Source organism: Solwaraspora sp. WMMA2080, from assembly GCF_027497395.1.
GTDB lineage: Bacteria > Actinomycetota > Actinomycetes > Mycobacteriales > Micromonosporaceae > Micromonospora_E.
On the sequence record NZ_CP114910.1, the window covers coordinates 5,321,218 to 5,342,321 of the forward strand.

The window sequence follows — 21,104 nt, forward strand, 5'->3', positions numbered from 1 at the left end:
GTGCCGACGACGACCGCTCAGGCCAGGACCAGATCGACCTTTTCGCTGTCCACCCGCCCGTCGAGCCGCTGCCGGTCGAGGTTGCGGCAGAGCACCATGGTCGCCTCGGCGGCCAGCGGCGCCAGCAGCCAGTCGGTCGGGTCCGGGTACCGGTCGCAGTCGACCAGGACCCGGGCCCCGGCCCCGATGCCCAGCTCCGCGCCGCGCCGGCGGGCCCGGCCGGCCAGCTCCGCGTCCTGTCGGTCGACCGCCGGGTACGGAGTGAAATGGTCGCCGTGGCCGCGTACCTCGGTGATGTAGTCGGTCCAGCCGGACGGCAGCTCCCGGGCGGGTGCCGCCATCGGGGCGAGGCTGAGCAGGTAGCGCTCACCGGCGGGCCGCCGATCGACCTCGGGCACCGCCGGTGGGCTGGCGAAGAGCACTTCCGCAGCCGGGTCGTCGGGCAGCGCCGGCAGGGGGTCCCGGCCGGCCGGGGTGCCGGGCCCAGCGGCCGGGGCGGTCCGCACCACCAGCGCGGCCGACCAGCAACCGAGCAGGACGCCGGCGGTCTGCCAGTGGGCCGGCAACGCGACGTCGGCGTGGTCACCGGCGGCCGCGCCGGCCCCGTCCACCACCAGGTTGGCGGTCTTGGCCACCCAGTTGGCCAGCGTCGCACCGGACAGCTCGGTCCGGTCGCCGGTCGCGTCGTCGTACCAGGTGAGCAGGGGCCGCGTCGGGTCCGCAGTGACGGCGACCGCGAGCAGCCCGGCCAGGTTGTTGGTCATCGGGCCGAGCGTAGCGCCGTCACTGTACGTACACGCTGTCACCGGGTGGTCTCGCCCCGCTGATCGTCGGCGGCGCGGTTCGCCGCGACGCGTTTTCGGTCGCGTCGTCGACACGGCGGACGGCGTCGGGCGGCGTAGTCTTGGCACACGTGTCGTTCTTCACAACCCTCCACCACCCCCTTAGAGGAGTTGCCCAGTGACCGCCGGTCGACCGCCCCGCGTACTCATCGACGCAACGAGCGTGCCCACCGACCGCGGTGGTGTCGGTCGATACGTTGACGGCCTGCTGGGGGCCCTCGGCGCGCTCATCGGCAGCGGCGTCGAGCTCTCCGTCGTAGCGCTGCGTACAGATGTCGAGCGGTACACCCGGATGTTGCCGGCCGCCGACGTGATCGCCGCGCCGGCCGCCGTCGCGCATCGCCCGGCCCGGCTGGCCTGGGAGCAGACCGGGTTGCCGCTGCTCGCCCAGCAGGCCGGTGCTGATGTGCTGCACTCGCCGTACTACACCTGTCCGATGCGGGCGGGATGTCCGGTAACGGTAACTGTGCACGATGCGACGTTCTTCACGGAACCGGAGCACTACGACAAGTCGCGGCGAACCTTCTTCCGCAGCGCGATCAAGACCTCGCTGCGCCGGGCCAGTCGGGTGATCGTGCCCAGCAAGGCCAGCCGTGACGAGCTGATCCGGCTGCTCAACGCCGACCAGGCCCGGATCGACGTGGCGTACCACGGCGTCGACTGCGGCGCCTTCCACGTGCCCAGCGACGAAGAGAAGGCCCGGGTACGGGCCCGGCTCGGGCTGACCGGCACCGACTACATCGCGTTCCTCGGTGCCAAGGAGCCGCGCAAGAACGTGCCCAACCTGATCCGGGGCTGGGTGCGCGCGGTGCAGGACCGGCCCGATCCGCCGGCGCTCGTGGTCGCCGGCGGGCAGGGCCACGACGACGACATCGACCGTGCCGTCTCCGACGTCCCGGCCCACCTGCGGCTGCTGCGTCCCGGCTACCTGCGCTACGCCGACCTGCCCGGTTTCCTCGGCGGTGCCCTCGTCGCCGCCTACCCGTCCTATGGGGAGGGCTTCGGCCTGCCGATCCTGGAGGCGATGGCCTGCGGTACCCCGGTGCTGACCACGCCGCGGCTGTCGCTGCCTGAGGTCGGCGGTGATGCGGTCGCCTACACCAGCGAGGATCCGGACCGGATCGCCGCCGACCTGGTGGCCTTGCTCGACGACGAGGCCCGCCGGCACGCGCTGGCCAAGGCCGGGGTGGACCGGGCCAAGGAGTTCACCTGGTCATCCAGCGCCGAGGTGCACGTGGCGTCGTGGAGCCGGGCCGCCAGCATGAACCGGGCCGCCTGGTGACCCGGCCACTACTCACCGGTACGGGGAGGTATCCACCATCTCCTCGGGTGGCGTGCCCGTGCCGGGCATGATGTGCTGATGCTCTTCGCCGTCATTCCGGCGGGTGGCAGCGGCACCCGACTGTGGCCGCTGTCCCGCGCCGGTAACCCTAAATTCCTGCACCCCCTCACCGGCACCACGGCCTCGCTGCTGCAGGCGACCGTCGCGCGGCTGGCACCGCTGACCGATCCGGAACGGATTCTGGTGGTGACCGGTGCGGCGCACGCCGCAGCGGTCGCCCGGCAGTTGGCTACGGTGCCGGAGGAGAACGTGCTCGTCGAGCCGTCGCCCCGGGACTCCTGCGCGGCGATCGCCCTCGCCGCCGCAGTCGTCGCCCGGCGTGAGCCGCAGGCCGTGATGGGTTCGTTCGCGGCCGACCACCTGATCGGCGACACCGACCGGTACGTCGAGACCATCCGTCAGGCGGTGGACGGAGCCCGCACCGGCCTGCTGATGACCGTTGGTATCACCCCCACCCGGCCGGAGACCGGCTACGGCTACCTGGCCTGCGGCGACACCATCGGCCCCGGGCCGGTCCGCCGGGTCGAGCAGTTCACCGAGAAGCCAGGGCTGGCGGTCGCCGAGAACTACCTGCGCTCGGGTCGCCACCTCTGGAACGCCAGCATGTTCGTCTGGCGGGTCGACGTGTTCCTCACCGAGTTGGCCCGCCAACAACCCGAGCTGCACTCCGGCCTGACCCGGATCGCCGCCCGGTGGGACAGCCCCGACCGTGACGAGGTGCTCGGCGACGTCTGGCCGACGTTGCCCCGCATCTCCGTCGACTACGCGGTGATGGAGGGCGCGGCCGCCGCCGGGCGGGTCGGCACCGTCCCCGGCGACTTCGGCTGGAACGACGTCGGGGATTTCCACACCCTCGGTGACGTGCTGCCCACCGATCCGGACGGCAACGTCGTCCTCGGCGCCCCGGCGGCCGAGGAGAAGCCGGGGGTGCTGCTGCGGGACAGCAGCGGTTTGGTGGTGGTGCCGCACTCCGGCCGGCTGGTCGCAGCGCTCGGCGTACGGGACCTGATCGTGGTGGACACCCCCGACGCGGTGATGGTCTGCCCCCGCGACCGGGCGCAGGACGTCAAACGGTTGGTGGACGCGCTCAAGGAACGCGGCGAGGACGGGTACGTGTAAGCCGCCCGGTCCGTCACGGCGTCGCGACGAGCCCGAGCAGGACGACGGTGCCGTCGGGGCCGGCGACGGTACCTAGCTCGGCGCTGGCGACACCGTCGGCCGCCAGCGCCGCCCGTAGCCGGTGCAGGTCGGTGCCGAAGCGCACCAGGTCCGGCGGCGTATCGCCCGGCGGCCGGCAGCGCAGCAACGCCGGGTACGCCGCGTCGGCCGGCAAACCGTCGGCCGCGCTCCGCAGGCTGTCGGCGTCGGCCAGCTCGAAGCGGGTGCCGGGGGCCACCACCTCGGACACCAGCCGGACCGCCCGGGCCACGGTCTCGCCGTCGACCGCAGACGGGCCGTCGACCGGACGAGGGTCGTCGACTCCGGCGGCCGGAGCGCCCGCCGGCCCGCCCGGCGGCAGGGTCGCCGCCGCGAGCAGCCCGGCCCGGCGGGCCTCCGCCGTACCCAGCGTGAACAGGTCCTGACCTGGTTCGCGGATCAGCGGTCGTACGCCCGGCCCGGCGGGACCGGCCGGCCCCGCCGGCGGTTCGGCCCGCCACGGGTAGCCGCGGACCACCGCCACCGGCACCTGCTCCGACTTGCCCTTCACCAGGTCCCCGGCAGCAGCCATCTCGTCGACCACCGCCATCTGCGTCAGCCGCAGCTCGTTGCCGTACCGGTCGGTCTGGCCGCGGTAGTCGCGCACCGGGTCGATACCGGCGGCCCCGAGCGCGACGTCGGTCAGGCCGTTGCGCCACGGCCGTCCCATGGTGTCCGACACGACGACCGCAAGATCGAGCCCCAGCCGGGCGTAGAGACCGGCGCGCAGCTGCCGGGCCGACCGGTCCGGATCGACCGGTAACAGCACCAGCCGGGTGGGAGCCACATTCGAGTTGTCGATCCCGGCGGCCGCCATCACGAACCCGTGCCGGGTCCGGACGATCCGGGTCGCCCCACGCCGTGCCACCACCTCGACGGTCTCGGCGGCCAGCACCTCGTCGCGGACCAGGCTGCGGTCCGGTTCGTCGGCCGGCAGATCCACCAGCCGGCCCTCGGCCTTCGAAACGATCTTGCTGGTCACCACGAGGACGTCGCCGTCGCGCAGCCAGGGTGCGGCGTCCCCGATCAGCGCCGCCAGGTCGTCACCGGGAACCACCTCGCCGATCCCGGCGACCGGCAGGATCTCCAGCCTCATCCGGTCACCCCGGTCGGCCGGCCGGCCAGTTCGATCGCGGCGCCGACCATCGCGGCCGTCGCCGTCTCGTCGGACATCCACAGCGGTACGGCCCGCACCTCGATCCCTTGCACCCGGGTGGCCTCGTCCACCGGGTCGACCAGCCAGCCGTCCAGCAGCCCACCGGCGCGCCGGGCACCGTAGAGCGCCGCCACCCCCGCCGCCGTGCACGGTTCACCCAGCACCGCGAGGCACCGGTCGGCCATGCCGCGTACCGGGGCGTCGCCGATGATCGGCGAGACCCCGACCACCGGGGCCGTATTGCCGGCCAGCGCTTCGTGGATCCCGGGTACGGCGAGCACCGGCGCGATGCTCACCACCGGGTTGCTCGGTGCGATCAGCACGACGTCGGCGGCGGCCAGTGCCTCCGGTACGCCGGCCGCCGGCTTGGCCTGTGCCGCGCCGACGAAGACGAACCGGTGGGTGGGCAGCGCGCCCCGATGGCGTACCCACCATTCCTGGAAGTGGATGGCCCGCTCGCCGCCGGCATCGGGCCCCGGCCCCGGCCCCGGCCCCGGCCCCGGCCCCGGCCCCGACTCCGGGTCCGAGACGACGACGTGGGTCTCCAGCCGGTCGTCGGTGGCCGGAAGCAGCCTCACCCCCGGCCGCCAGCGGGCGCAGAGCGCCTCGGTGACCGCCGACAGCGGGTAGCCGGCGTTGAGCATGGTGGTGCGGACCAGGTGGGTGGCGACGTCCCGGTCACCGAGCCCGAACCAGGTGGGTTCCGCCTGGTACGCGGCCAGCTCGTTCTTCACCGCCCAGGTCTCGTCGACCCGGCCCCAGCCACGCTCCGGATCCGCGCCACCGCCGAGTGTGTACATCACGCTGTCGAGGTCCGGGCTGATCCGCAACCCGTGCAGGATGACGTCGTCACCGACGTTGACCACGGCGGTCAGCTCGGCTCCGGTGCGTCGGGCGTACTCCCGCGCGCCGACCAGGAACTTCGCGCCGCCGATCCCGCCGGTCAGTACCACGATCCGCATGCCGTCCATCCTCGTCCATCGGCGGAGCACTACGCTCACCGGCATCGACCGCCGCCACCTGCGAGCACCGGGAGAATGCGTGACCACCCAACCAGAGGCTGGGCCCGGCGACCGGCCGCCGGCCAGAGATCTCACCATGCCGCTGCGGGAGTTCGCCGCCGCCGTCCTGCTCGGTGCCACCGCAGTGTTCCTGTTCACCGCAATGCTGGACCTGCTCGTGCCGTACCGGCTCGGCTTCGGGCCGGGGTTCGCCCGCCGCTCGGCGGACAGTTTCGGCAGCTTCGTCAATCTGGCCACGGTCGGCTTCCCGTTGCTGGCGGTGCTGCTCGCCACGCACCTCACCCCGGAGCTGGGCCGGGCTCGGCTGATGACCCTGGTCGCCCTCGTCGAGTACGGGGTCGCCGCGGTGTTCGGTGGTCTGTTCGGGCTGCTGGTCGGCTTCGTCGTGCTGGTCGACGACACCATCCGCGGCGGATTCCAGGCGCTGTTGACCCGGGCGGCCTGGCTGGCGGTGCTCGGTGTCGCCGGGTACGCACTGTGGCGGATCTGGCAGGGGCGTTACCAGGTGGTGCGACCGAAGCCGCCGGCACCGGGCGGCTACGGTCCCCCGCCGGGCTACGGCCAGCCGGGGCAGTACGGTCACCCCGGTCCGTACGGCCCACCGCCGCCCGGCTACGGCCAGCCGGGTCAATACGGCCAGCCGGGCCCGTACCACCCGTACCACCAGCCCGGTCAGTCCGGTCAGCCCGGACCGGCGTACCCGCCACCGCCACCGCCACCGCCGCAGAGCGGCCCGCATCCGATGTACGCGCCGCCTGCTCCGCCTGCGCCGTCATCCGGGCCGCCGGCCCCGCCCGGGGACGAGCCGGGGCCGGCTGGGAACGAGCCCGGTCCGGAGGAGCCGGGCTCGGCCGGGACGACCCAACGGATCTCCTGATCACCGCTGGCCGCCGGTGGGCGCTGTGGCGAGCGCCACCGGCCGGCGCAGGCCCGAGGGCCTAGTCTGCAGTGGTGGCCGAGCACACTGAATCCGTCGTCGCCCGAGTGACCGGGGCCGCCCCGGCGGAACAGCCCACCACCAGCGTCCGGCGGGCGCTGCGTCGTGCCGCGACCGGCCGCAGCCTCGACCTGGATGAGGCCGCCGCGCTGCTGGCCGCCACCGATGGCGAGTTCGACGAACTGCTCGACCTCGCCGGTTCGCTGCGCGACGCGGGGCTGCGCGACGCCGGCCGGCCGGGCGTGATCACGTACTCGCGGAAGGTCTTCGTCCCGTTGACCCGGCTCTGCCGGGACCGCTGCCACTACTGCACCTTCGCCACCGTGCCGGGCCGGCTGCCCGCCGCGTACCTGGACCGTGCCGAGGTCCTGGCGATCGCCCGGGCCGGTGCCGCACAGGGTTGTAAGGAGGCGCTGTTCACCCTCGGTGACCGGCCCGAGGACCGCTGGCCGGCGGCCCGCCGGTGGCTGGACGAGCGGGGCTACGACTCCACCGTCGACTATCTGCGGGCCTGCGCGATCGCCGTACTGGAGGAGACCGGTCTGCTGCCGCACCTCAACCCGGGGGTGCTGAGCTGGGCCGAGCTGCAACGGCTCAAGCCGGTGGCGCCCAGCATGGGGATGATGCTGGAGACCACCGCGACCCGGCTGTGGTCCGAGCCGGGCGGCCCGCACCACGGCTCGCCGGACAAGGAACCGGCGGTGCGGCTGCGGGCGATCGCCGACGCCGGTCGGGTCGGCGTGCCGTACACCACCGGCCTGCTGATCGGCATCGGCGAAACTCTCCGGGAACGGGTCGAGTCGCTGTTCGCGATCCGGTCGGCGGCCCGCGAGTACGGCCACATCCAGGAGGTGATCCTGCAGAACTTCCGCGCCAAGCCGGACACGGCGATGCGTGGCATGCCGGACGCCGAACTGCGTGACCTGGCCGCGACGGTTGCCGTCGGTCGCCTCCTGCTCGGGCCGGGTGCCCGCATCCAGGCCCCGCCGAACCTGGTCGAGGGGGAGTACGCGCTGCTGCTGCGGGCCGGCATCGACGACTGGGGCGGGGTGTCGCCGGTGACCCCGGACCACGTCAACCCGGAGCGGCCCTGGCCGCAGATCGACGAGCTGACCCGGCGTACCGCCGCCGCCGGGTTCACTCTGCGGGAACGGCTGACTGTCTACCCCGAGTATGTGCGGCGCGGCGAGGCGTGGCTGGACCCCCGGCTCGCCGCGCACGTGTCGGCGCTCGCCGAGCCGGGCACCGGTCTGGCCGACGAGTCGGCGATGCCGGTCGGCCGCCCCTGGCAGGAGCCGGAGGAGGTGTTTGCCCCAGTCGGCCGGACCGATCTGCACACCACGATCGACACCACCGGGCGGACCGGGGACCGGCGGGGCGACTTCGACCGGGTGTACGGCGACTGGGCCGAGGTCGCCGGCCGGATCAGCGCACCGACCGGTGCCGGCACCAAGGGCGACGGCGCCGGCGACGCGAATCTGCGGGCCGGGCTGCGGCTGGCCGCCGACGATCCGGCGGCGCTGCTGCAACCACGGCACACCGACGCGGCGCTCGCCCTGTTCACTGCCGATGGCGCGGCGCTGGACCAGGTCTGCCGGATCGCCGACGAGGTACGCCGGGACACCGTCGGCGACGACGTCACCTACGTGGTCAACCGCAACATCAACTTTTCCAACGTCTGCTACGTCGGCTGCCGCTTCTGTGCGTTCGCCCAGCGGGAACGGGACGCCGATGCGTTCCGGCTCTCCGCCGAGCAGGTGGCGGACCGGGCCGAGGAGGCGTGGCGGGCCGGTGCCACCGAGGTCTGCATGCAGGGCGGCATCGATCCCAAGCTGCCGGTGACCGCGTATGCCGAGCTGGTCCGGGCGGTCAAGCGACGGGTGCCGCAGCTGCACGTGCACGCCTTCTCCCCGATGGAGATCGTCACCGCCGCCGCGAAGGCGGGCATGCCGGTCCGGGACTGGCTGCTGATGCTGCGCGAGGCGGGACTGGACACCATCCCGGGGACCGCAGCGGAGATCCTCGACGACGACGTGCGGTGGGTGCTGACCAAGGGCAAATTACCGGCCGGCACCTGGGTCGAGGTGGTGACCACCGCGCACGAGCTGGGGCTGCGGTCCAGCTCGACGATGATGTACGGGCACGTGGACCATCCCGGCCAGTGGTTGGCGCATTTCCGGGTGCTGGCCGGGGTGCAGGACCGCACCGGCGGCTTCACCGAGTTCGTCGCATTGCCATTTGTGCACACCAATGCGCCGATCTACCTCGCTGGGCTGGCCCGGCCGGGGCCGACCTGGCGGGAGAACCGTGCCGTGCACGCCATGGCGCGGCTGTTGCTGCACGGCCGGATCGACAACATCCAGTGCTCCTGGGTGAAACTCGGCGACGAGGGCACCGTCGCGATGCTGCAAGGCGGGTGCAACGATCTCGGCGGAACGCTGATGGAGGAGACGATCTCCCGGATGGCCGGTTCGGCGAACGGCTCAGCGCGTACCGAGGCGCAGTTGCAGTCGATCGCGGCCGCCGCCGGCCGTCCGGCGGTCCGACGGTCCACCGCGTACCAACGCTGATGCCGGCTTTCCGCCCTGCGCCCACCGCTGCCCACCGGCGGCCGGATCGGCCTCGGTCCCGGCCGACGCCGTGCGGTGGCGCGTCCGACAAAAGTCGATTGGCGGATGATCGAACCCACCGGCGTCGTCGGCCGTATGAACAGGTGCCGGCGACCGCGGGTGACGGATGGGCCGCGCCGGCACTGGTCCCATCGCGACAGTGGGTTACCCCCTGACCCACCGGAAGGGTTGTCCATGAGAACTCGCCAGCGGAACCGACCGAAGTTCAAACTGTCCCGCCGCCAGGTGCTGACCGTCGCGGCGAGCGCGGGTGTCGGCGCGGCCGCGGTCAGCGTCACCGGCCTGTCATCGGCTGTGGACAGCCGGCTCGCCGGATCTGCCGAAGGTGACGAGGCAATCGTCGTCCACCTGCGGGATCCGTCAAACGGGACGTTGGACGTCTTCGTCGGCACGTCGCGGATCGAGGTACAAGACAAAAGCCTTGCCGCCCGGTTGCAGCGCGCCGCCCGCCAGGGCTGAGTGCGCCGTAAGGGCACGTCTCACCTGACGCGTACCGCGTCACTCACCGATCTTCTCAGGCTATGTGAGGTAGGTTCGTCATGTCTTCGCACCGTGAAGCGCCGGAGATATCCAAGGACCCGGTCGCTGACAGTACCGACGTCTATGCCTTTGTGAGTCCGGACCGTCCGGACACGGTCACTCTGATCGCCAACTATCTGCCCTTTCAGGTGCCGTCGGGCGGGCCGAACTTCTTCGAGTTCGGCGATGACGTGCTCTACTCGATCCACGTGGACAACAATGGTGACGGCCATCCGGACATCACCTACCAGTTTCAGTTCCGCACCGAGATCACCAACGAGAACACGTTCCTCTACAACACCGGGCCAATCGACGCCCTGGACAGTGAGAACTGGAACAGGCGCCAGTTCTACAGTCTGACCAAGGTCGATGCGCACGGCAAGGCGCAGCTGCTGGCCCGCGACGTGCCCTGCCCGCCGTGCAACATCGGTCCGCTGTCCACCCCCGACTACGTGGGGCTTGCCAACGACGCCACCTTCCAGCTCAAGAGCGGCGAGCGGGTCTTCGCCGGGCAGCGGGCCGAGGGGTTCTTCGTCGACCTGGGCTCGATCTTCGACCTCGGAAACCTACGGCCGTTCCAGCAGCTCCACGTAGTCGGTAAGGACATCTTCAACGTGGCGGACGAACCGGTCAACGCGACCGACCGGCTGAACGTCTCCAGCATCGCGCTGCAGGTCCCGATCAACCATCTGGTCAGTGGTGGCGGCCAGTACGGCGTCAACGACCAGCGATCGGTGATCGGGGTCTGGACCTCCGCCGCGCGTCAGCAGGTACGGATGCTGGGCAGTGCCAAGGCGGCCGACGTCAACGTCGGACCGGCGGTACAGGTGTCGCGACTCGGTAATCCACTGTTCAACGAGGTCATCGTGCCGATGGCGCAGAAGGACCTGTGGAACACCCTGCCCCCGTCGGAGGACAAGCGCTTCGCGGGCCTGGTGGAGAAGCCCGAACTGGCGCAGCTGCTGCCGGTGCTCTACCCGGACGTCTTTCCCAACCTTGCCGAGCTCAACGAGTCTGGCGTGCCCCGAGCCGATCTGGTGGCGATCCTACTGACCGGAATCCCGGCCGGGCTGATCGACGGTTTTCAGAACAACACCGGCGATCTGCAGGCGGACATGCTGCGGCTGAACACCGCGATCCCGCCGGCGGAGCAGCCCGACCGGTTCGGTCTGCTCGGCGGCGACCTGGCCGGCTTCCCGAACGGCCGCCGGACGACCGACGACGTGGTCACCATCTCGCTCCGGGCCATCGCCGGCTTGACGTTCCCGCTGATCGATCAGAACTTCACCCCGGACGACGCGGCCGGCGCGGTGACCCACGGGCTGAGCGCGGCCGACGTGACTGCCCCGTTCCTGAAGCATTTCCCGTACCTCGGCGTGCCGTACGACGGGTTCAACAACCCGTCCTGACCGGCCCGCACGTCCCGTCCGGGCCGACCCCGGCACATCCAGAGAAGGTGGGGAGCATGCACGAGCACAGTCTGGCCCCGTCGGAGACCGGCGGCGTCGTCCTCGACATCGGCGGCGACATGGGTGCCCTGATCATCTACACCGGACAGGAGTTCCACGGCCGGGAGATCGAGATCAGCCCGACCGCCGGTCCGGACCAGCCGGATCCGGCCCCGCGTACCCATGCGGCGGTCCGGGAGCGGCAGGTACGCGACGGAGTCTTCTTCAGCGCCGTCTACACCGATCTGCCGGCGGGCTCCTACACCGTGTGGCGCTCCGACGAGGTGCCCGCCGGTCAGGTGGCGATCAGCGGCGGGGCGGTGACCGAGTTCGTCTGGCCGCAGCACGCCGCCGCTGGGCGGCTGATCCCCAAGGCAGGGTGACGGGACTCCCGCACGACAGTGTGACGAGATCGACGTGCTAGGCGCGATCGGCTTCTGGGCCGTAGGCGTGATTGACCTCTGGGGAGGGAAGTAGGGCAGGTGAGGTAGACCGGTCGACCGACCGGAGACCGAGCCGGTGCCGCGTGAGCGGCACCGGCTCGGTGTTGTCTGCGGACAGGGTCGTCGGCGCTGGGACTGGCCGAGCGGGTGGTGCGACTCGCCGGTCCCGCGTTACCCGGTGGGGGGCTGAATCGATAGGGCAGGTTGCGGGCCGGATGACGACGGGGAGGGCGGGTGACCGGTGCGCGACAGCAAGCCCATTTACCAGGTTCGTCTTGACGACGCACGCATTACACGCGTGTAATTTCAACGGGGTCGCTCGGACGGGCTGCATCAAAACCGGATCGAACGGGCAAGATGGACACGCCTTCCGCGTGGGGGGTTGCGCCGGCCGGGTGGGGCGGCGCGCGAAAGGAGGCACGCGTATGGATGGTCGGCTGGAGGTCGCGGACCTGCTCGGTAACGCCCCGGAGTGGCAGGAGCGGGCGCTGTGCTCGCAAACCGATCCGGAGGCGTTTTTCCCGGAGAAGGGTGGATCCACCCGCGAGGCAAAGCGGATCTGCTCTCGTTGCGAGGTGAAGTCCGAGTGCCTGGAGTACGCGCTCGGTCAAGACGAGCGGTTCGGCATCTGGGGCGGACTGTCCGAGCGGGAACGACGCAAGCTCAAGCGCAGGGTCGCCTGACCTGCCGCCGTCGGCCCGGGCGGGTTGCCGAGTCAGGCCAGCTCGTCCGGGTCGACGCCGAGCAGATTTGCCACCTGCTCGATGATCACGTCGTGCACCAGGTCGGCGAGATCCTCCCGGTTCAACGCCCGGAACTCCAGCGGACGCCGGTAGAGCACGATCCGTGGCGGCATCTCCTGACGCCCCGGCCGGCCGGGCAGCAACCGGGCCAACGGCACCTCGCCGTCCTCCAGCACGTCGGAGTCGTAGACGTTCAGATCCGGTGGGACGTCCTCGACGGCGAACTCGACACCGGCCAGCTCCTTCGCGAAGCGCCGCTCCAGCGTCTCGACCGTGTCCAGGACCAGCTCGTCGAAGACCTCGGCCTTGGTCCGGGCCAACGGCACCGTCGCCGGCACCAGCCGACCACGCAGCCCGCGCCCGTGCCGGTCCCGGCGATCCCGACGCGCCCGGCGGGGCGTCTGCGCGCTGCCGGGCACGGGAATGGTCACTGGAATCCTCCGGTCACCTGCCCAGCGTAGTCCGGATCGGCCCTTTCCGGGCGTGGGGATCAGGAGTCCCGGCGTGTCGCGTCGGCAAGCTGGTCGTGGAGCCGGTATTAGAGATAACGTGCCGCCGTGAGGTCATCACGGCGCTGCTCCCGTAACGGCTGCCCCCGCCAGGCCGTCGCCACGTTGACCTATGTCTACAACGAGTCGACCGCCGTGGTCGGCCCGCTCGCCGCGTTCGCCGAGCCGCACACCTACGACCTCTGCGAGCAGCACGCCCGCAGCCTGACCGCGCCCCGTGGCTGGCAGGTCGTCCGGCACGAGGGTGAGTTCGACCCGCCCCCGCCGACCACCGACGATTTGGTGGCGCTCGCCGAGGCGGTCCGGGAAGCAGCCCGACCGGCCCCACCACCGCGCCCCGGCGCCCCGGACGCCGTCGACATCGACATCAACCCGTCGACCGGCCGCCGCGGCCACCTCCGGGTGATCCCGCCGGCCTGACGCCCGGCCGATCAGCCCCCGACTGCGCCCCGCCCCGACCCCGCTCCGCCAGCCCGGCCACAGGCGGTACGGCCGTCACTGCCCGGTCAGTCGGCCCAGCAGCCCGGCCAGCCGGGACGGCCGGTCCCCTCGGTTCTCGGCCGCGTCGGCGGCGGTCACCAGCCGTAGACCCGCGTTGACGCCGAGCCAGCGCAGCGGCTCCGGCTCCCAGCGCGGCGAGCGGTGCCCGACCCAGGGCAGCGCGGTCAGCTCGCTGTCCACGCCGAGGATCAGATCGGCGAGGGTACGGCCGGCCAGGTTGGCGGTGCCCACTCCGTCGCCGACGTACCCGCCGGCCCAGGCCAGCCCGGTGGCCCGGTCCAACCCCACCGACGCCGCCCAGTCGCGGGCGACGCCGAGCGGGCCGCCCCAGGTCCGGGTCACCGGCACCGCGTCGCCGAGCACCGGGAACAGCTCGCCGAGCGTCCGGCGCAGCGCGGTGAACACCCGTGGGTCGCGGTCGTACTCGGGCCGGATCCGGGACCGGAAGTGGTACGGCGCGCCCCGCCCGCCGAACGCCAGCCGGCCGTCGGCGGTCCGCTGCCCGTAGATGATCAGATGCCGGTAGTCGCTGAACGTCTCCCGCCGCGCCAGCCCGATCCGGGCCCAGGTCTCGTCCGGCAGTGGCTCGGTGGCGATCATCAGCGAGTAGATCGGGGCCACCGCGCGGCGGGCGCCGGGCAGCGCCGGGGTGTAGCCCTCGGTCGCCCGTACCACCACCGGGGCGCGGACCGTGCCGGTCGGTGTCCGGGCCGCCCCGGGGCCGTACCCGGTGACCGGGGTCCGTTCGTGGATCGTCACCCCGCGCCGTTCGACGGCCCGGGCCAGGCCACGGACCAGCCGGGCCGGGTGGATCGCCGCGCAGTGCGGGGTGTAGGTGCCACCGAGTACGCCGTCGGCGGCGCACCGGGCGGTTGCCGCGTCAGCGTCCAGCAGGGTGAGGTCGGCGTCGGTGCCGCCGTACGCGTGGACCTCGGCCACCGCCGCTTCGGCCCGCCGCAGCTGCGCCGGGGTACGGGCCAGGGTGACCGTGCCGCCGTGGCTCCAGTGGCAGTCGATGCCCTCGGCGGCGGCGACCCGGCCGACCTCGTCGACCGTGGCGTACATGGCGCGTTGCATCGCGATGGCGGCGTCCCGGCCGTGCCGGCGGGCCAGCGCGGTCGGTGAGCTGGGCAGCAGCGCCGAGCACCAGCCGCCGTTGCGCCCGGAGGCGCCGTACCCGGCGATTTCCTTCTCCAGCACCACGATCCGCAGCGCCGGGTCGGCGCGGGTCAGGTAGTACGCCGTCCACAGCCCGGTGTAGCCGGCGCCGACGATCGCCACGTCGGCGACCGTGTCGCCGTCCAGCGCGGGCCGGGCCGCCAGCTCGTCGTCCACGGTGGCCATCCAGTGCGACACGTCCCGGTAGTCACCGTGACCGCGCATGGTCCACCACCTTCCGCCGTCGGCCCGCGCTACATTCGCTGCCAGGCCTCGGTGAGCACGGCCCGCAGGATCTGTTCGATCTCGTCGAACTCGGCCTGGCCGGCGATCAGCGGCGGGGCGAGCTGGATCACCGGATCTCCCCGGTCGTCGGCCCGGCAGTACAGCCCGGCGGCGAACAGCGCGCCGGAGAGGAACCCGCGCAGCAGCCGCTCCGATTCGGCGTCGTCGAAGCTCGTCCGGGTGGCCCTGTCCTTGACCAGCTCGATGCCGTAGAAGTACCCGTCGCCCCGGATGTCACCGACGATCGGCAGGTCGTATAGCTTCTCCAGCGAGCCCCGGAAAGCGCTTTCGTTGGCCCGTACGTGCCCGGTCAGCTCCTCCCGGGCGAAGATCTCCAGGTTGGCCAGCGCCACCGCGCAGGAGACCGGATGTCCGCCGAAGGTGATCCCGTGACCGAACGATTCGGTGCCGTGCAGGAACGGCTCGATCAGCCGGTCGGACGCGATCATCGCGCCGAGCGGGGAGTAGCCGGAGGTGAGTGCCTTGGCGGTGGTGATGATGTCCGGCTGGTAGCCGTACCGCTGGGCGCCGAAGTACTCGCCGAGCCGGCCCCACGAGCAGATCACCTCGTCGGAGACGAGCAGCACGTCGTACGCGTCGCAGATCTCGCGTACCCGCTCGAAGTAACCCGGCGGCGGCGGGAAGCAGCCGCCGGCGTTCTGCACCGGCTCCAGGAAGACGGCGGCGACGGTCTCCGGGCCTTCGCGTTCGATCGCCCGGCCGATCTCGTCGGCCGCCCACCGGCCGAACGCCACCGGGTCGTCGCCGTGCTCCGGCGCCCGGTAGAAGTTGGTGTTCGGCACCTTGATCCCGCCCGGGACCAGCGGCTCGAAGTCGGCCTTGATGCCGGGCAGCCCGGTGATCGCCAGCGCCCCCATCGTGGTCCCGTGGTAGGCGATGTCCCGGCTGACCACCTTGTGCTTGGTGGGTTTGCCGACCCGCTTGAAGTAGGCGCGGGCCAGCTTCCACGCCGACTCCACCGCCTCGGAGCCGCCCGTGGTGAAGAAGACCCGGTTGAGGTCGCCGGGGGCGAGCGCGGCGATCCGCTCGGCCAGCTCGATCGCCGTCGGGTGCGCGTACGACCAGAGCGGGAAGTACGCCAGCTCGCTGGCCTGCTTCGCGGCGGCCTCGGCCAGCTCGGTGCGCCCGTGGCCGGCGTTGACCACGAACAGCCCGGCCAGCCCGTCCAGCAGCCGGCGTCCCTCGCTGTCCCAGACGTACGCGCCGTCGCCGCGCACGATTGTCGGCACCGGGGCGTCCAGGTAGCTGGACATCCGGGTGAAGTGCAGCCAGAGGTGGTCGGTCGGGTTGCCCATGTCGTGGCCCCATCGCGTCGGTCGCACCGGCGCTCGCACAGCGCCGTCCTGGCTACGGTTATCGCACAGATGCGCCGCTCGCTGCAAGGTTCACGAGATCAACAGTGCCGTTCACCTACGGTTTGAGCAACTCGAGCCAGCTACAACGACGAAATCCGCATCACGGGTGAGTCGGCCAGTCAGGGCCGTTCGCTGACATTGCGCGGTCCACCCGACCACGTGTGACGCCGTCACACGAATACGCCGAAGGGCGGACCCGGGCTGCGGTCCGCCCTTCGGCGCAAGTCGGTGGAACCGCTCGCCATCTATCTGTGTGTCTTGGCCCACCGCGAGGCCGCAGCGACCAGTTCGGGCAGCTCGGCCGGGGTGGGGAGCCCGGCGAGGTCGGCGACCGGCACCCAGCGGGCGCTGGCGACTTCCTCCAGCTGCGCGGTCAGGTCGCCACCGGAGGCGCGGCACACGTACGCGAAGTCGATGTGCCGATGCGCGCCGATCTTGGAGTCGGTCACGTCCATCTCGATGACCGTCCACGGGGCGGCATGGCTTGCGACCGCCGGGTGGGTGAACGCAGGCTCGCCGAGCACGGTGGCCTGGATCCCGGTTTCCTCGGCCACCTCACGCACCGCCGCCTGGGCCGGGTCCTCGTTGGGGTCGATGTGCCCGCCTGGGTAGAGCCATAGGCCGATCTTGTTTGTGGTGCAGGAGCAGGACTCGATCCTCGTCGTCGAGGACGACAGCGGACGCGGTGTTGTGCCGGATCGTCATGGGAGCTGCCCTTCGGCGAAGACGCGGATGCGGTCCGCGACCCATCCTAGGGCCGCCTCGGACATACCCGGGTGAACGGGAAGCTGGAACGTCGTCGCAGCGAGAGCATCGCGTTGACGACGGCGGGGGTCGTCGCGGGAGGTGGCTTCGGGCAGACCGCCGCGCACGATTCTGGCGGCGTAGTCGGCGCGGGTCACGGCGGACTCGTGGCGCAACTCAGGGCCGAGCGTGAAGATGGCGTCGACGAAGCCGTCCGGCTCATCTTCCAGCTCACCCTGGGAGAACGGCCAGAGCTCGATGGTCTCCATCCGGCCGGGCAGCGCGTCGGGAGCGGCTGACGTGCCGAACAACCGCGCGGAGCCGGTGAGAAGGTATCGACCTGGTCGGGGATCCTCATCCACGGCGGCTTTGATAGCCAGCAGCAGTTCCGGGACACGTTGGATCTCATCGGTGATCAGCAGTTCCGGGGAGTCGACGAAGCCGACCGGGTCGGTTGTCGCCGACGCCGGCCGGCCCGGGAGAATCCTGTCCGTGCCTACGGGCAGGGGTGGATTCCGCTGGTGGAGAACGGGGTGCGTACGCCGGACAGGCGGTCCCAGTCCCGGTCGGGGCAGGGGCCACGCAACCAGGTGCCGACCCGGTTGGTGTGACTGCTGTCCGAGTAGTAGTGGGTGACGATCACGTAGTAGTCGGGGGGTGCTGCCTGGGCCGGGGCGCTGGTGACCACGAGGGTGGTGGACACGGCGAGCAGGGCTGCGGCGAGGGCGTTGCGGATGACAGCCGGCACGGTACGAGTCCCTTCAGGATGCTCGACTTTCGGTAGTTATACCGTAGCAACTCGTAGGCGGAATGTGGGGCGGTGAAGATCCGACAAACACCCGCGAGCGGTCAGTCGGTGTTCGCCGGGCGCCCGGCGTTGAGGTCGACGCTGCCGCCGGCCGGCACCGGTAGGAACGTCGGGCAGCCCTTCGCGGTCTCGTCGGTCAGGCAGCGCTGGAACACCTCGTACAGGATGTAGCCCTCCGGGCCGAGCACCTCGACGAGTTGGCGGATCTGCTTGAGCTTCTCCTCGACTGTGGCGTTCTGCTCGACGATCGCCCGACGCTCGGTGATCGCCACCTGCACCGCGGCCAGACCGTCGACCAGATCCTGACGCGGTGTCGGTTTCTGCAGGGTCAGGTTGAACTGCAGGAAGTACGCCCGTCCGCCGGTGGTGGCCTGCACCGCCGCGCCCAGGTCCTCGTTGATCGCCGTCTCGAACGCGGCCCGGGTGGCCGGATCGTTGTACAGCGCCAGCCAGTCGTATTTCTGCGCCTCGGTGGTCATCGCCTTGTGCAGCGGCTGCCCGATGTAGAACCGCAGCAGGTCCAGCCAGTGTTTGGTGGTCCGCCCGTCGCCGTCCATCACCGGCTGGAACTTCAGCCCGATCTCCTCGTGGAACTCGCGCAGCATCCCACCCTCGTCGGCACACGAGGTGTCCAGGTGGAAGGTCAGCCCACCGGACACGGTCAGCTCCTGGTTGTCCTTGGAGACCACCACGAACGGCGTGGACTCGGAGCCCTCGTTGCCGGTGAAGTCGAACGTCCGCTGGCCGGCCGGGTACACGTAGTACCGCTCGCCCGGCCCGTCCCAGGTGCGGTTGTTCTGGGTGACGCAGGCCTGGTAGGTGGTGCTGGAGAAGGCGCCCGCGTCATAGTGCAGCGCCACCTGGTCCGACTCGGTGCTCACCGTGGTGCAGCCGGTCACGGTCAACACCAGCAGCGCACCGACACCCGCGATCACCCGTAGCTGACGACGCATCCGTTGCCCCACTTCCCTCGACGTGTGCCGTCAGGGTAGGGAAGCGAATCAATCCGACTGGTCCGGCCGTACCCCAGGGGTCGGCTGCCGGCGCGACCGGCTTGTGGCCGTACCGTGCCGTCCTGGTCGGGCTAGAAGCAGTACGGGACCGTGATCGAGGTGAAGTACGCGGTACTTTCGCCCGTCAGATACTTGTAGTTGCCATCTGGGCACCGGAAGCGGTAGCCGATGCCGACCTCGGTGGTGTGGCTGCTGTCCGAGTAGTAATAGTAAATGACGGTGTAGTAGTCGGGTGGGGCGCTCTGCGCTGGGGTGGCCGTGAGCGCGATGGTGGTTGCCACAGCCAGTAGCGTCGCCGCCAGGGCGCTGCGAAGATAATTGCGCACGACTGATGCCTCTCCGTCTGGTCACCATGGGTAGCTCCAAAGTAGCACCGAGTGGTGACCCTTGTGGACCCCGGTGAACAATCGACATATGTCGCACCGGCGCCCACCCGTGGTCCCGCCGGTGGGGCGCTGCCGACGCGGGTCAGGCCGTGCCCCAGGTGTAGGTCTGTTTACGCAGCTTCAAATAGACGAACGCCTCGGTGGAGACGACCCCGTCGACCGTACGCATCCGCTGCAGGATCTCCAGCAGATGGTCGTCGTTGCGGCAGACCACCTCGGTGAGCAGGTCGAACGACCCGGCGGTGATCACCACGTAGTCGACCTCGTCCAGCTCCGCAAGCCGGTCGGCGACCGTCTCCAGATCCCCGGCGGTACGCAGCCCGATCATCGCCTGGCGGGGGAAGCCGAGCTGCAGCGGATCGGTGACCGCGACGATCTGCATCACCCCGGCGTCGAGCAGCCGCTGCACCCGCTGGCGGACCGCCGCCTCGGAGAGCCCGACCGCCTTGCCGATCGTCGCGTACGGGCGCCGCCCGTCCTCCTGCAACTGTTCGATGATCTGTTTCGCCACGTCGTCGAGGACGACGTGACCGGAGCCGTCGCCGCCCTGCTGTCGTGTCCCCATCCGGGTCTCCTCGTCTGTCAGAATCGGCGCATTGTGCCGCACCGCTGATACGTCGCCGAGTGGGTCGGCGTTAAGAGTCCGAGTCTGGCGTATTTCGTGGCCAACGGCGAGCTGCGCAACGGAATCCCTTGTGAAGTGCGAATCTGCATGCCAGGATCGGCGTCTGATTGGTTCACAAGCTACGCCTTGCCTTCGGGTCGGCCCCGCCGGCCCGCACCCTTCAGGAGCCGTCCATGCGCAGTCGCCTCCGCCCCCCACCGTCCGCGCCGGCCGCCGCACTGCTCGCGGCCCTCGGCATGCGCCGTACCCTTACCCGACGCACTCTGGCACGCGGCGCCGCCACCTCCGGTGGGCTGCTGCTCGCTGGCGGCGCGATCGCTGCCTGCGGCACCCCGGCAGCCCAGCAGACCGAGGAGAGCTGCGTCAGCGAGGACCTGTCCGACAGCGAACAGGTGATCAACTTCTCGAACTGGCCGCAGTACATCGACGTCGACGCCGACGACGAGAGCCGCCGACCCACCCTGGAGGCGTTCCAGCAGACCTCCGGCATCACGGTCACCTACACCGAGGACATCAACGACAACAACGAGTTCTTCGGCAAGGTGCAGAACCAGCTGTCCGCCTGCCAGCCCACCGGACGCGACATCATGGTGCTCACCGACTGGCTGGCCGCCCGGATGATCCGGCTCGGCTGGGTGCAGTCCCTCGACAAGGCGAACCTGCCCAACGTCACGGCCAACCTGCTGCCGTCGCTGAAGGCCAGGCCGTTCGACCCGGACGACTCGTACGCCGTACCGTGGCAGTCCGGGCTGACCGGCATCGCCTACAACGGCACCGTCACCGGCGAGGTCCGCACCATCGACGACCTGCTCACCCGGGCCGACCTCAAGGGCCGGGTGACCGCGTTGACCGAGATGCGCGACACCATGGGGCTGCTGCTGCAGTCGAGCGGGCACGACCCGGCCGAGTTCACCGACGCGCAGTTCGACGACGCTCTGGAGAAGCTGCGCCAAGCGGTCGCCGACGGGCAGATCCGCCGGTTCACCGGCAACGACTACGCCGCCGACCTCGCCCGGGGCGACGTCGCCGCCTGCATCGGCTGGTCCGGAGACGTGATCCAGCTCGCCGCCGAGGACCCGAACATCGTCTTCCAGGCACCCGAGTCCGGGCTGATTCTCTTCTCCGACAACATGCAGGTGCCGAACCAGGCCGCCCACAAGACCAACGCCGAGAAGCTGATGGACCACTACTACGATCCGGCGGTCGCCGCCGAGGTCGCCGCGTACGTCAACTTCATCTGCCCGGTCGCCGGTGCCCAGGAGGCGATGACCGCCATCGACCCGGAGCTGGCCGCCAACCCGCTGATCTTCCCCGACGAAGCGCTGCTCGCCCGGTCGGCCGTGTTCATGGCGCTGACCGAGGAACAGGAACGCACGTACGAGCAGAAGTTCCAGCAGGTCATCGGGGCCTGAGGCGGCAA

General features: G+C 71.0%; 21 protein-coding genes and 1 pseudogene. 10 read left to right on the top strand and 12 right to left on the bottom strand.

Annotation, left to right across the window (positions count from 1 at the left end):
• Positions 1–17: 17 nt before the first annotated feature.
• Positions 18–764 (bottom strand): TIGR03089 family protein, encoded by a 747-nt coding sequence (locus O7543_RS24345; RefSeq protein ID WP_281551747.1) that lies wholly within the window; start codon positions 762–764, stop codon positions 18–20.
• Positions 765–960: 196 nt separating this feature from the next.
• On the opposite strand from O7543_RS24345, the gene O7543_RS24350 reads away from it, so the two are divergent.
• Together O7543_RS24350 and O7543_RS24355 are read left to right on the top strand one after the other, a co-directional pair.
• Positions 961–2,124, top strand: a complete 1,164-nt coding sequence (locus tag O7543_RS24350; protein WP_281551746.1) for a glycosyltransferase family 1 protein — start codon at positions 961–963, stop codon at positions 2,122–2,124.
• A 78-nt stretch (positions 2,125–2,202) separates the two neighbouring features.
• Entirely contained in the window at positions 2,203–3,303 is a 1,101-nt protein-coding gene (locus O7543_RS24355; RefSeq protein WP_281551745.1) for a sugar phosphate nucleotidyltransferase, read from the top strand.
• A 13-nt stretch (positions 3,304–3,316) separates the two neighbouring features.
• Here the strand turns inward: O7543_RS24355 and O7543_RS24360 are convergent, their stop codons facing one another.
• Together O7543_RS24360 and O7543_RS24365 are read right to left on the bottom strand one after the other, a co-directional pair.
• Positions 3,317–4,477, bottom strand: coding sequence for a coenzyme F420-0:L-glutamate ligase (locus O7543_RS24360; protein WP_281551744.1), 1,161 nt, complete (start codon positions 4,475–4,477; stop codon positions 3,317–3,319).
• A complete protein-coding gene (locus O7543_RS24365) occupies positions 4,474–5,499 on the bottom strand; it encodes a 2-phospho-L-lactate transferase CofD family protein (RefSeq protein ID WP_281551743.1) in 1,026 nt (341 codons plus the stop codon). Before O7543_RS24365 ends, O7543_RS24360 begins: the two co-directional genes overlap by 4 nt.
• A 79-nt stretch (positions 5,500–5,578) precedes the next feature.
• On the opposite strand from O7543_RS24365, the gene O7543_RS24370 reads away from it, so the two are divergent.
• The 6 genes from O7543_RS24370 to O7543_RS24395 all read left to right on the top strand — a co-directional run bounded on the left by O7543_RS24370 (position 5,579) and on the right by O7543_RS24395 (position 12,219).
• Positions 5,579–6,436 carry a hypothetical protein gene (locus O7543_RS24370; RefSeq protein ID WP_281551742.1) on the top strand — a complete coding sequence of 286 codons (858 nt, stop codon included), beginning with the start codon at positions 5,579–5,581 and terminating at the stop codon, positions 6,434–6,436.
• 107 nt (positions 6,437–6,543) lie between these two features.
• Entirely contained in the window at positions 6,544–9,066 is a 2,523-nt protein-coding gene (locus O7543_RS24375) for a bifunctional FO biosynthesis protein CofGH (protein ID WP_281555710.1), read from the top strand.
• Between the two features lie 234 nt (positions 9,067–9,300).
• The gene (locus O7543_RS24380; RefSeq protein WP_281551741.1) at positions 9,301–9,585 is read left to right on the top strand and encodes a hypothetical protein; all 285 of its coding nucleotides are present in this window, start codon (positions 9,301–9,303) and stop codon (positions 9,583–9,585) included.
• A gap of 80 nt (positions 9,586–9,665) precedes the next feature.
• The gene (locus tag O7543_RS24385) at positions 9,666–11,054 is read left to right on the top strand and encodes a DUF4331 domain-containing protein (protein ID WP_281551740.1); all 1,389 of its coding nucleotides are present in this window, start codon (positions 9,666–9,668) and stop codon (positions 11,052–11,054) included.
• 56 nt (positions 11,055–11,110) lie between these two features.
• The gene (locus O7543_RS24390) at positions 11,111–11,476 is read left to right on the top strand and encodes a phospholipase (protein WP_281551739.1); all 366 of its coding nucleotides are present in this window, start codon (positions 11,111–11,113) and stop codon (positions 11,474–11,476) included.
• 485 nt (positions 11,477–11,961) lie between these two features.
• Positions 11,962–12,219, top strand: coding sequence for a WhiB family transcriptional regulator (locus O7543_RS24395; protein ID WP_281551738.1), 258 nt, complete (start codon positions 11,962–11,964; stop codon positions 12,217–12,219).
• A gap of 32 nt (positions 12,220–12,251) precedes the next feature.
• Here O7543_RS24395 and O7543_RS24400 read toward each other — a convergent pair whose 3' ends face one another.
• Positions 12,252–12,617 (bottom strand): metallopeptidase family protein, encoded by a 366-nt coding sequence (locus tag O7543_RS24400; protein ID WP_233606708.1) that lies wholly within the window; start codon positions 12,615–12,617, stop codon positions 12,252–12,254.
• A gap of 219 nt (positions 12,618–12,836) precedes the next feature.
• Between O7543_RS24400 and O7543_RS24405 the strand changes: the two genes are divergently transcribed.
• A complete protein-coding gene (locus O7543_RS24405) occupies positions 12,837–13,208 on the top strand; it encodes a DUF3499 domain-containing protein (protein ID WP_281551737.1) in 372 nt (123 codons plus the stop codon).
• Positions 13,209–13,283: 75 nt separating this feature from the next.
• On the opposite strand, the gene O7543_RS24410 is transcribed toward O7543_RS24405, so the two are convergent.
• The 8 genes and pseudogenes from O7543_RS24410 to O7543_RS24445 form a co-directional block, all read right to left on the bottom strand.
• Positions 13,284–14,672 (bottom strand): FAD-binding oxidoreductase, encoded by a 1,389-nt coding sequence (locus tag O7543_RS24410; protein ID WP_281551736.1) that lies wholly within the window; start codon positions 14,670–14,672, stop codon positions 13,284–13,286.
• 29 nt (positions 14,673–14,701) lie between these two features.
• Positions 14,702–16,048: an aspartate aminotransferase family protein gene (locus tag O7543_RS24415; protein ID WP_281551735.1), complete on the bottom strand. Its 1,347-nt coding sequence runs from the start codon at positions 16,046–16,048 to the stop codon at positions 14,702–14,704.
• A 305-nt stretch (positions 16,049–16,353) separates the two neighbouring features.
• Positions 16,354–16,671, bottom strand: coding sequence for an NUDIX domain-containing protein (locus O7543_RS24420; RefSeq protein ID WP_281551734.1), 318 nt, complete (start codon positions 16,669–16,671; stop codon positions 16,354–16,356).
• A gap of 252 nt (positions 16,672–16,923) precedes the next feature.
• Positions 16,924–17,319, bottom strand: a pseudogene (locus O7543_RS24425) (AAA family ATPase); the annotation flags it as partial.
• 29 nt (positions 17,320–17,348) lie between these two features.
• Positions 17,349–17,600, bottom strand: a complete 252-nt coding sequence (locus tag O7543_RS24430) for a hypothetical protein (protein WP_281551733.1) — start codon at positions 17,598–17,600, stop codon at positions 17,349–17,351.
• A gap of 101 nt (positions 17,601–17,701) precedes the next feature.
• Positions 17,702–18,613, bottom strand: a complete 912-nt coding sequence (locus O7543_RS24435; protein ID WP_281551732.1) for an SPFH domain-containing protein — start codon at positions 18,611–18,613, stop codon at positions 17,702–17,704.
• Between the two features lie 131 nt (positions 18,614–18,744).
• Positions 18,745–18,999 carry a hypothetical protein gene (locus tag O7543_RS24440; protein ID WP_281551731.1) on the bottom strand — a complete coding sequence of 85 codons (255 nt, stop codon included), beginning with the start codon at positions 18,997–18,999 and terminating at the stop codon, positions 18,745–18,747.
• A gap of 142 nt (positions 19,000–19,141) precedes the next feature.
• Positions 19,142–19,624: an Lrp/AsnC family transcriptional regulator gene (locus O7543_RS24445; RefSeq protein WP_281551730.1), complete on the bottom strand. Its 483-nt coding sequence runs from the start codon at positions 19,622–19,624 to the stop codon at positions 19,142–19,144.
• Positions 19,625–19,857: 233 nt separating this feature from the next.
• On the opposite strand from O7543_RS24445, the gene O7543_RS24450 reads away from it, so the two are divergent.
• The gene (locus O7543_RS24450) at positions 19,858–21,096 is read left to right on the top strand and encodes a spermidine/putrescine ABC transporter substrate-binding protein (RefSeq protein WP_281551729.1); all 1,239 of its coding nucleotides are present in this window, start codon (positions 19,858–19,860) and stop codon (positions 21,094–21,096) included.
• Positions 21,097–21,104 lie beyond the last annotated feature (8 nt).

Excerpts from the sequence above, each read along its gene's own strand:
- O7543_RS24380 (WP_281551741.1), top strand. The coding sequence starts at position 9,301 with ATGAGAACTCGCCAGCGGAACCGACCGAAGTTCAAACTGTCCCGCCGC.
- O7543_RS24445 (WP_281551730.1), bottom strand. The coding sequence starts at position 19,624 with ATGGGGACACGACAGCAGGGCGGCGACGGCTCCGGTCACGTCGTCCTC.
- O7543_RS24395 (WP_281551738.1), top strand. The coding sequence starts at position 11,962 with ATGGATGGTCGGCTGGAGGTCGCGGACCTGCTCGGTAACGCCCCGGAG.
- O7543_RS24365 (WP_281551743.1), bottom strand. The coding sequence starts at position 5,499 with ATGCGGATCGTGGTACTGACCGGCGGGATCGGCGGCGCGAAGTTCCTG.
- O7543_RS24385 (WP_281551740.1), top strand. The coding sequence starts at position 9,666 with ATGTCTTCGCACCGTGAAGCGCCGGAGATATCCAAGGACCCGGTCGCT.
- O7543_RS24435 (WP_281551732.1), bottom strand. The coding sequence starts at position 18,613 with ATGCGTCGTCAGCTACGGGTGATCGCGGGTGTCGGTGCGCTGCTGGTG.
- O7543_RS24450 (WP_281551729.1), top strand. The coding sequence starts at position 19,858 with ATGCGCAGTCGCCTCCGCCCCCCACCGTCCGCGCCGGCCGCCGCACTG.
- O7543_RS24355 (WP_281551745.1), top strand. The coding sequence starts at position 2,203 with ATGCTCTTCGCCGTCATTCCGGCGGGTGGCAGCGGCACCCGACTGTGG.
- O7543_RS24390 (WP_281551739.1), top strand. The coding sequence starts at position 11,111 with ATGCACGAGCACAGTCTGGCCCCGTCGGAGACCGGCGGCGTCGTCCTC.
- O7543_RS24410 (WP_281551736.1), bottom strand. The coding sequence starts at position 14,672 with ATGCGCGGTCACGGTGACTACCGGGACGTGTCGCACTGGATGGCCACC.
- O7543_RS24345 (WP_281551747.1), bottom strand. The coding sequence starts at position 764 with ATGACCAACAACCTGGCCGGGCTGCTCGCGGTCGCCGTCACTGCGGAC.
- O7543_RS24415 (WP_281551735.1), bottom strand. The coding sequence starts at position 16,048 with ATGGGCAACCCGACCGACCACCTCTGGCTGCACTTCACCCGGATGTCC.
- O7543_RS24360 (WP_281551744.1), bottom strand. The coding sequence starts at position 4,477 with ATGAGGCTGGAGATCCTGCCGGTCGCCGGGATCGGCGAGGTGGTTCCC.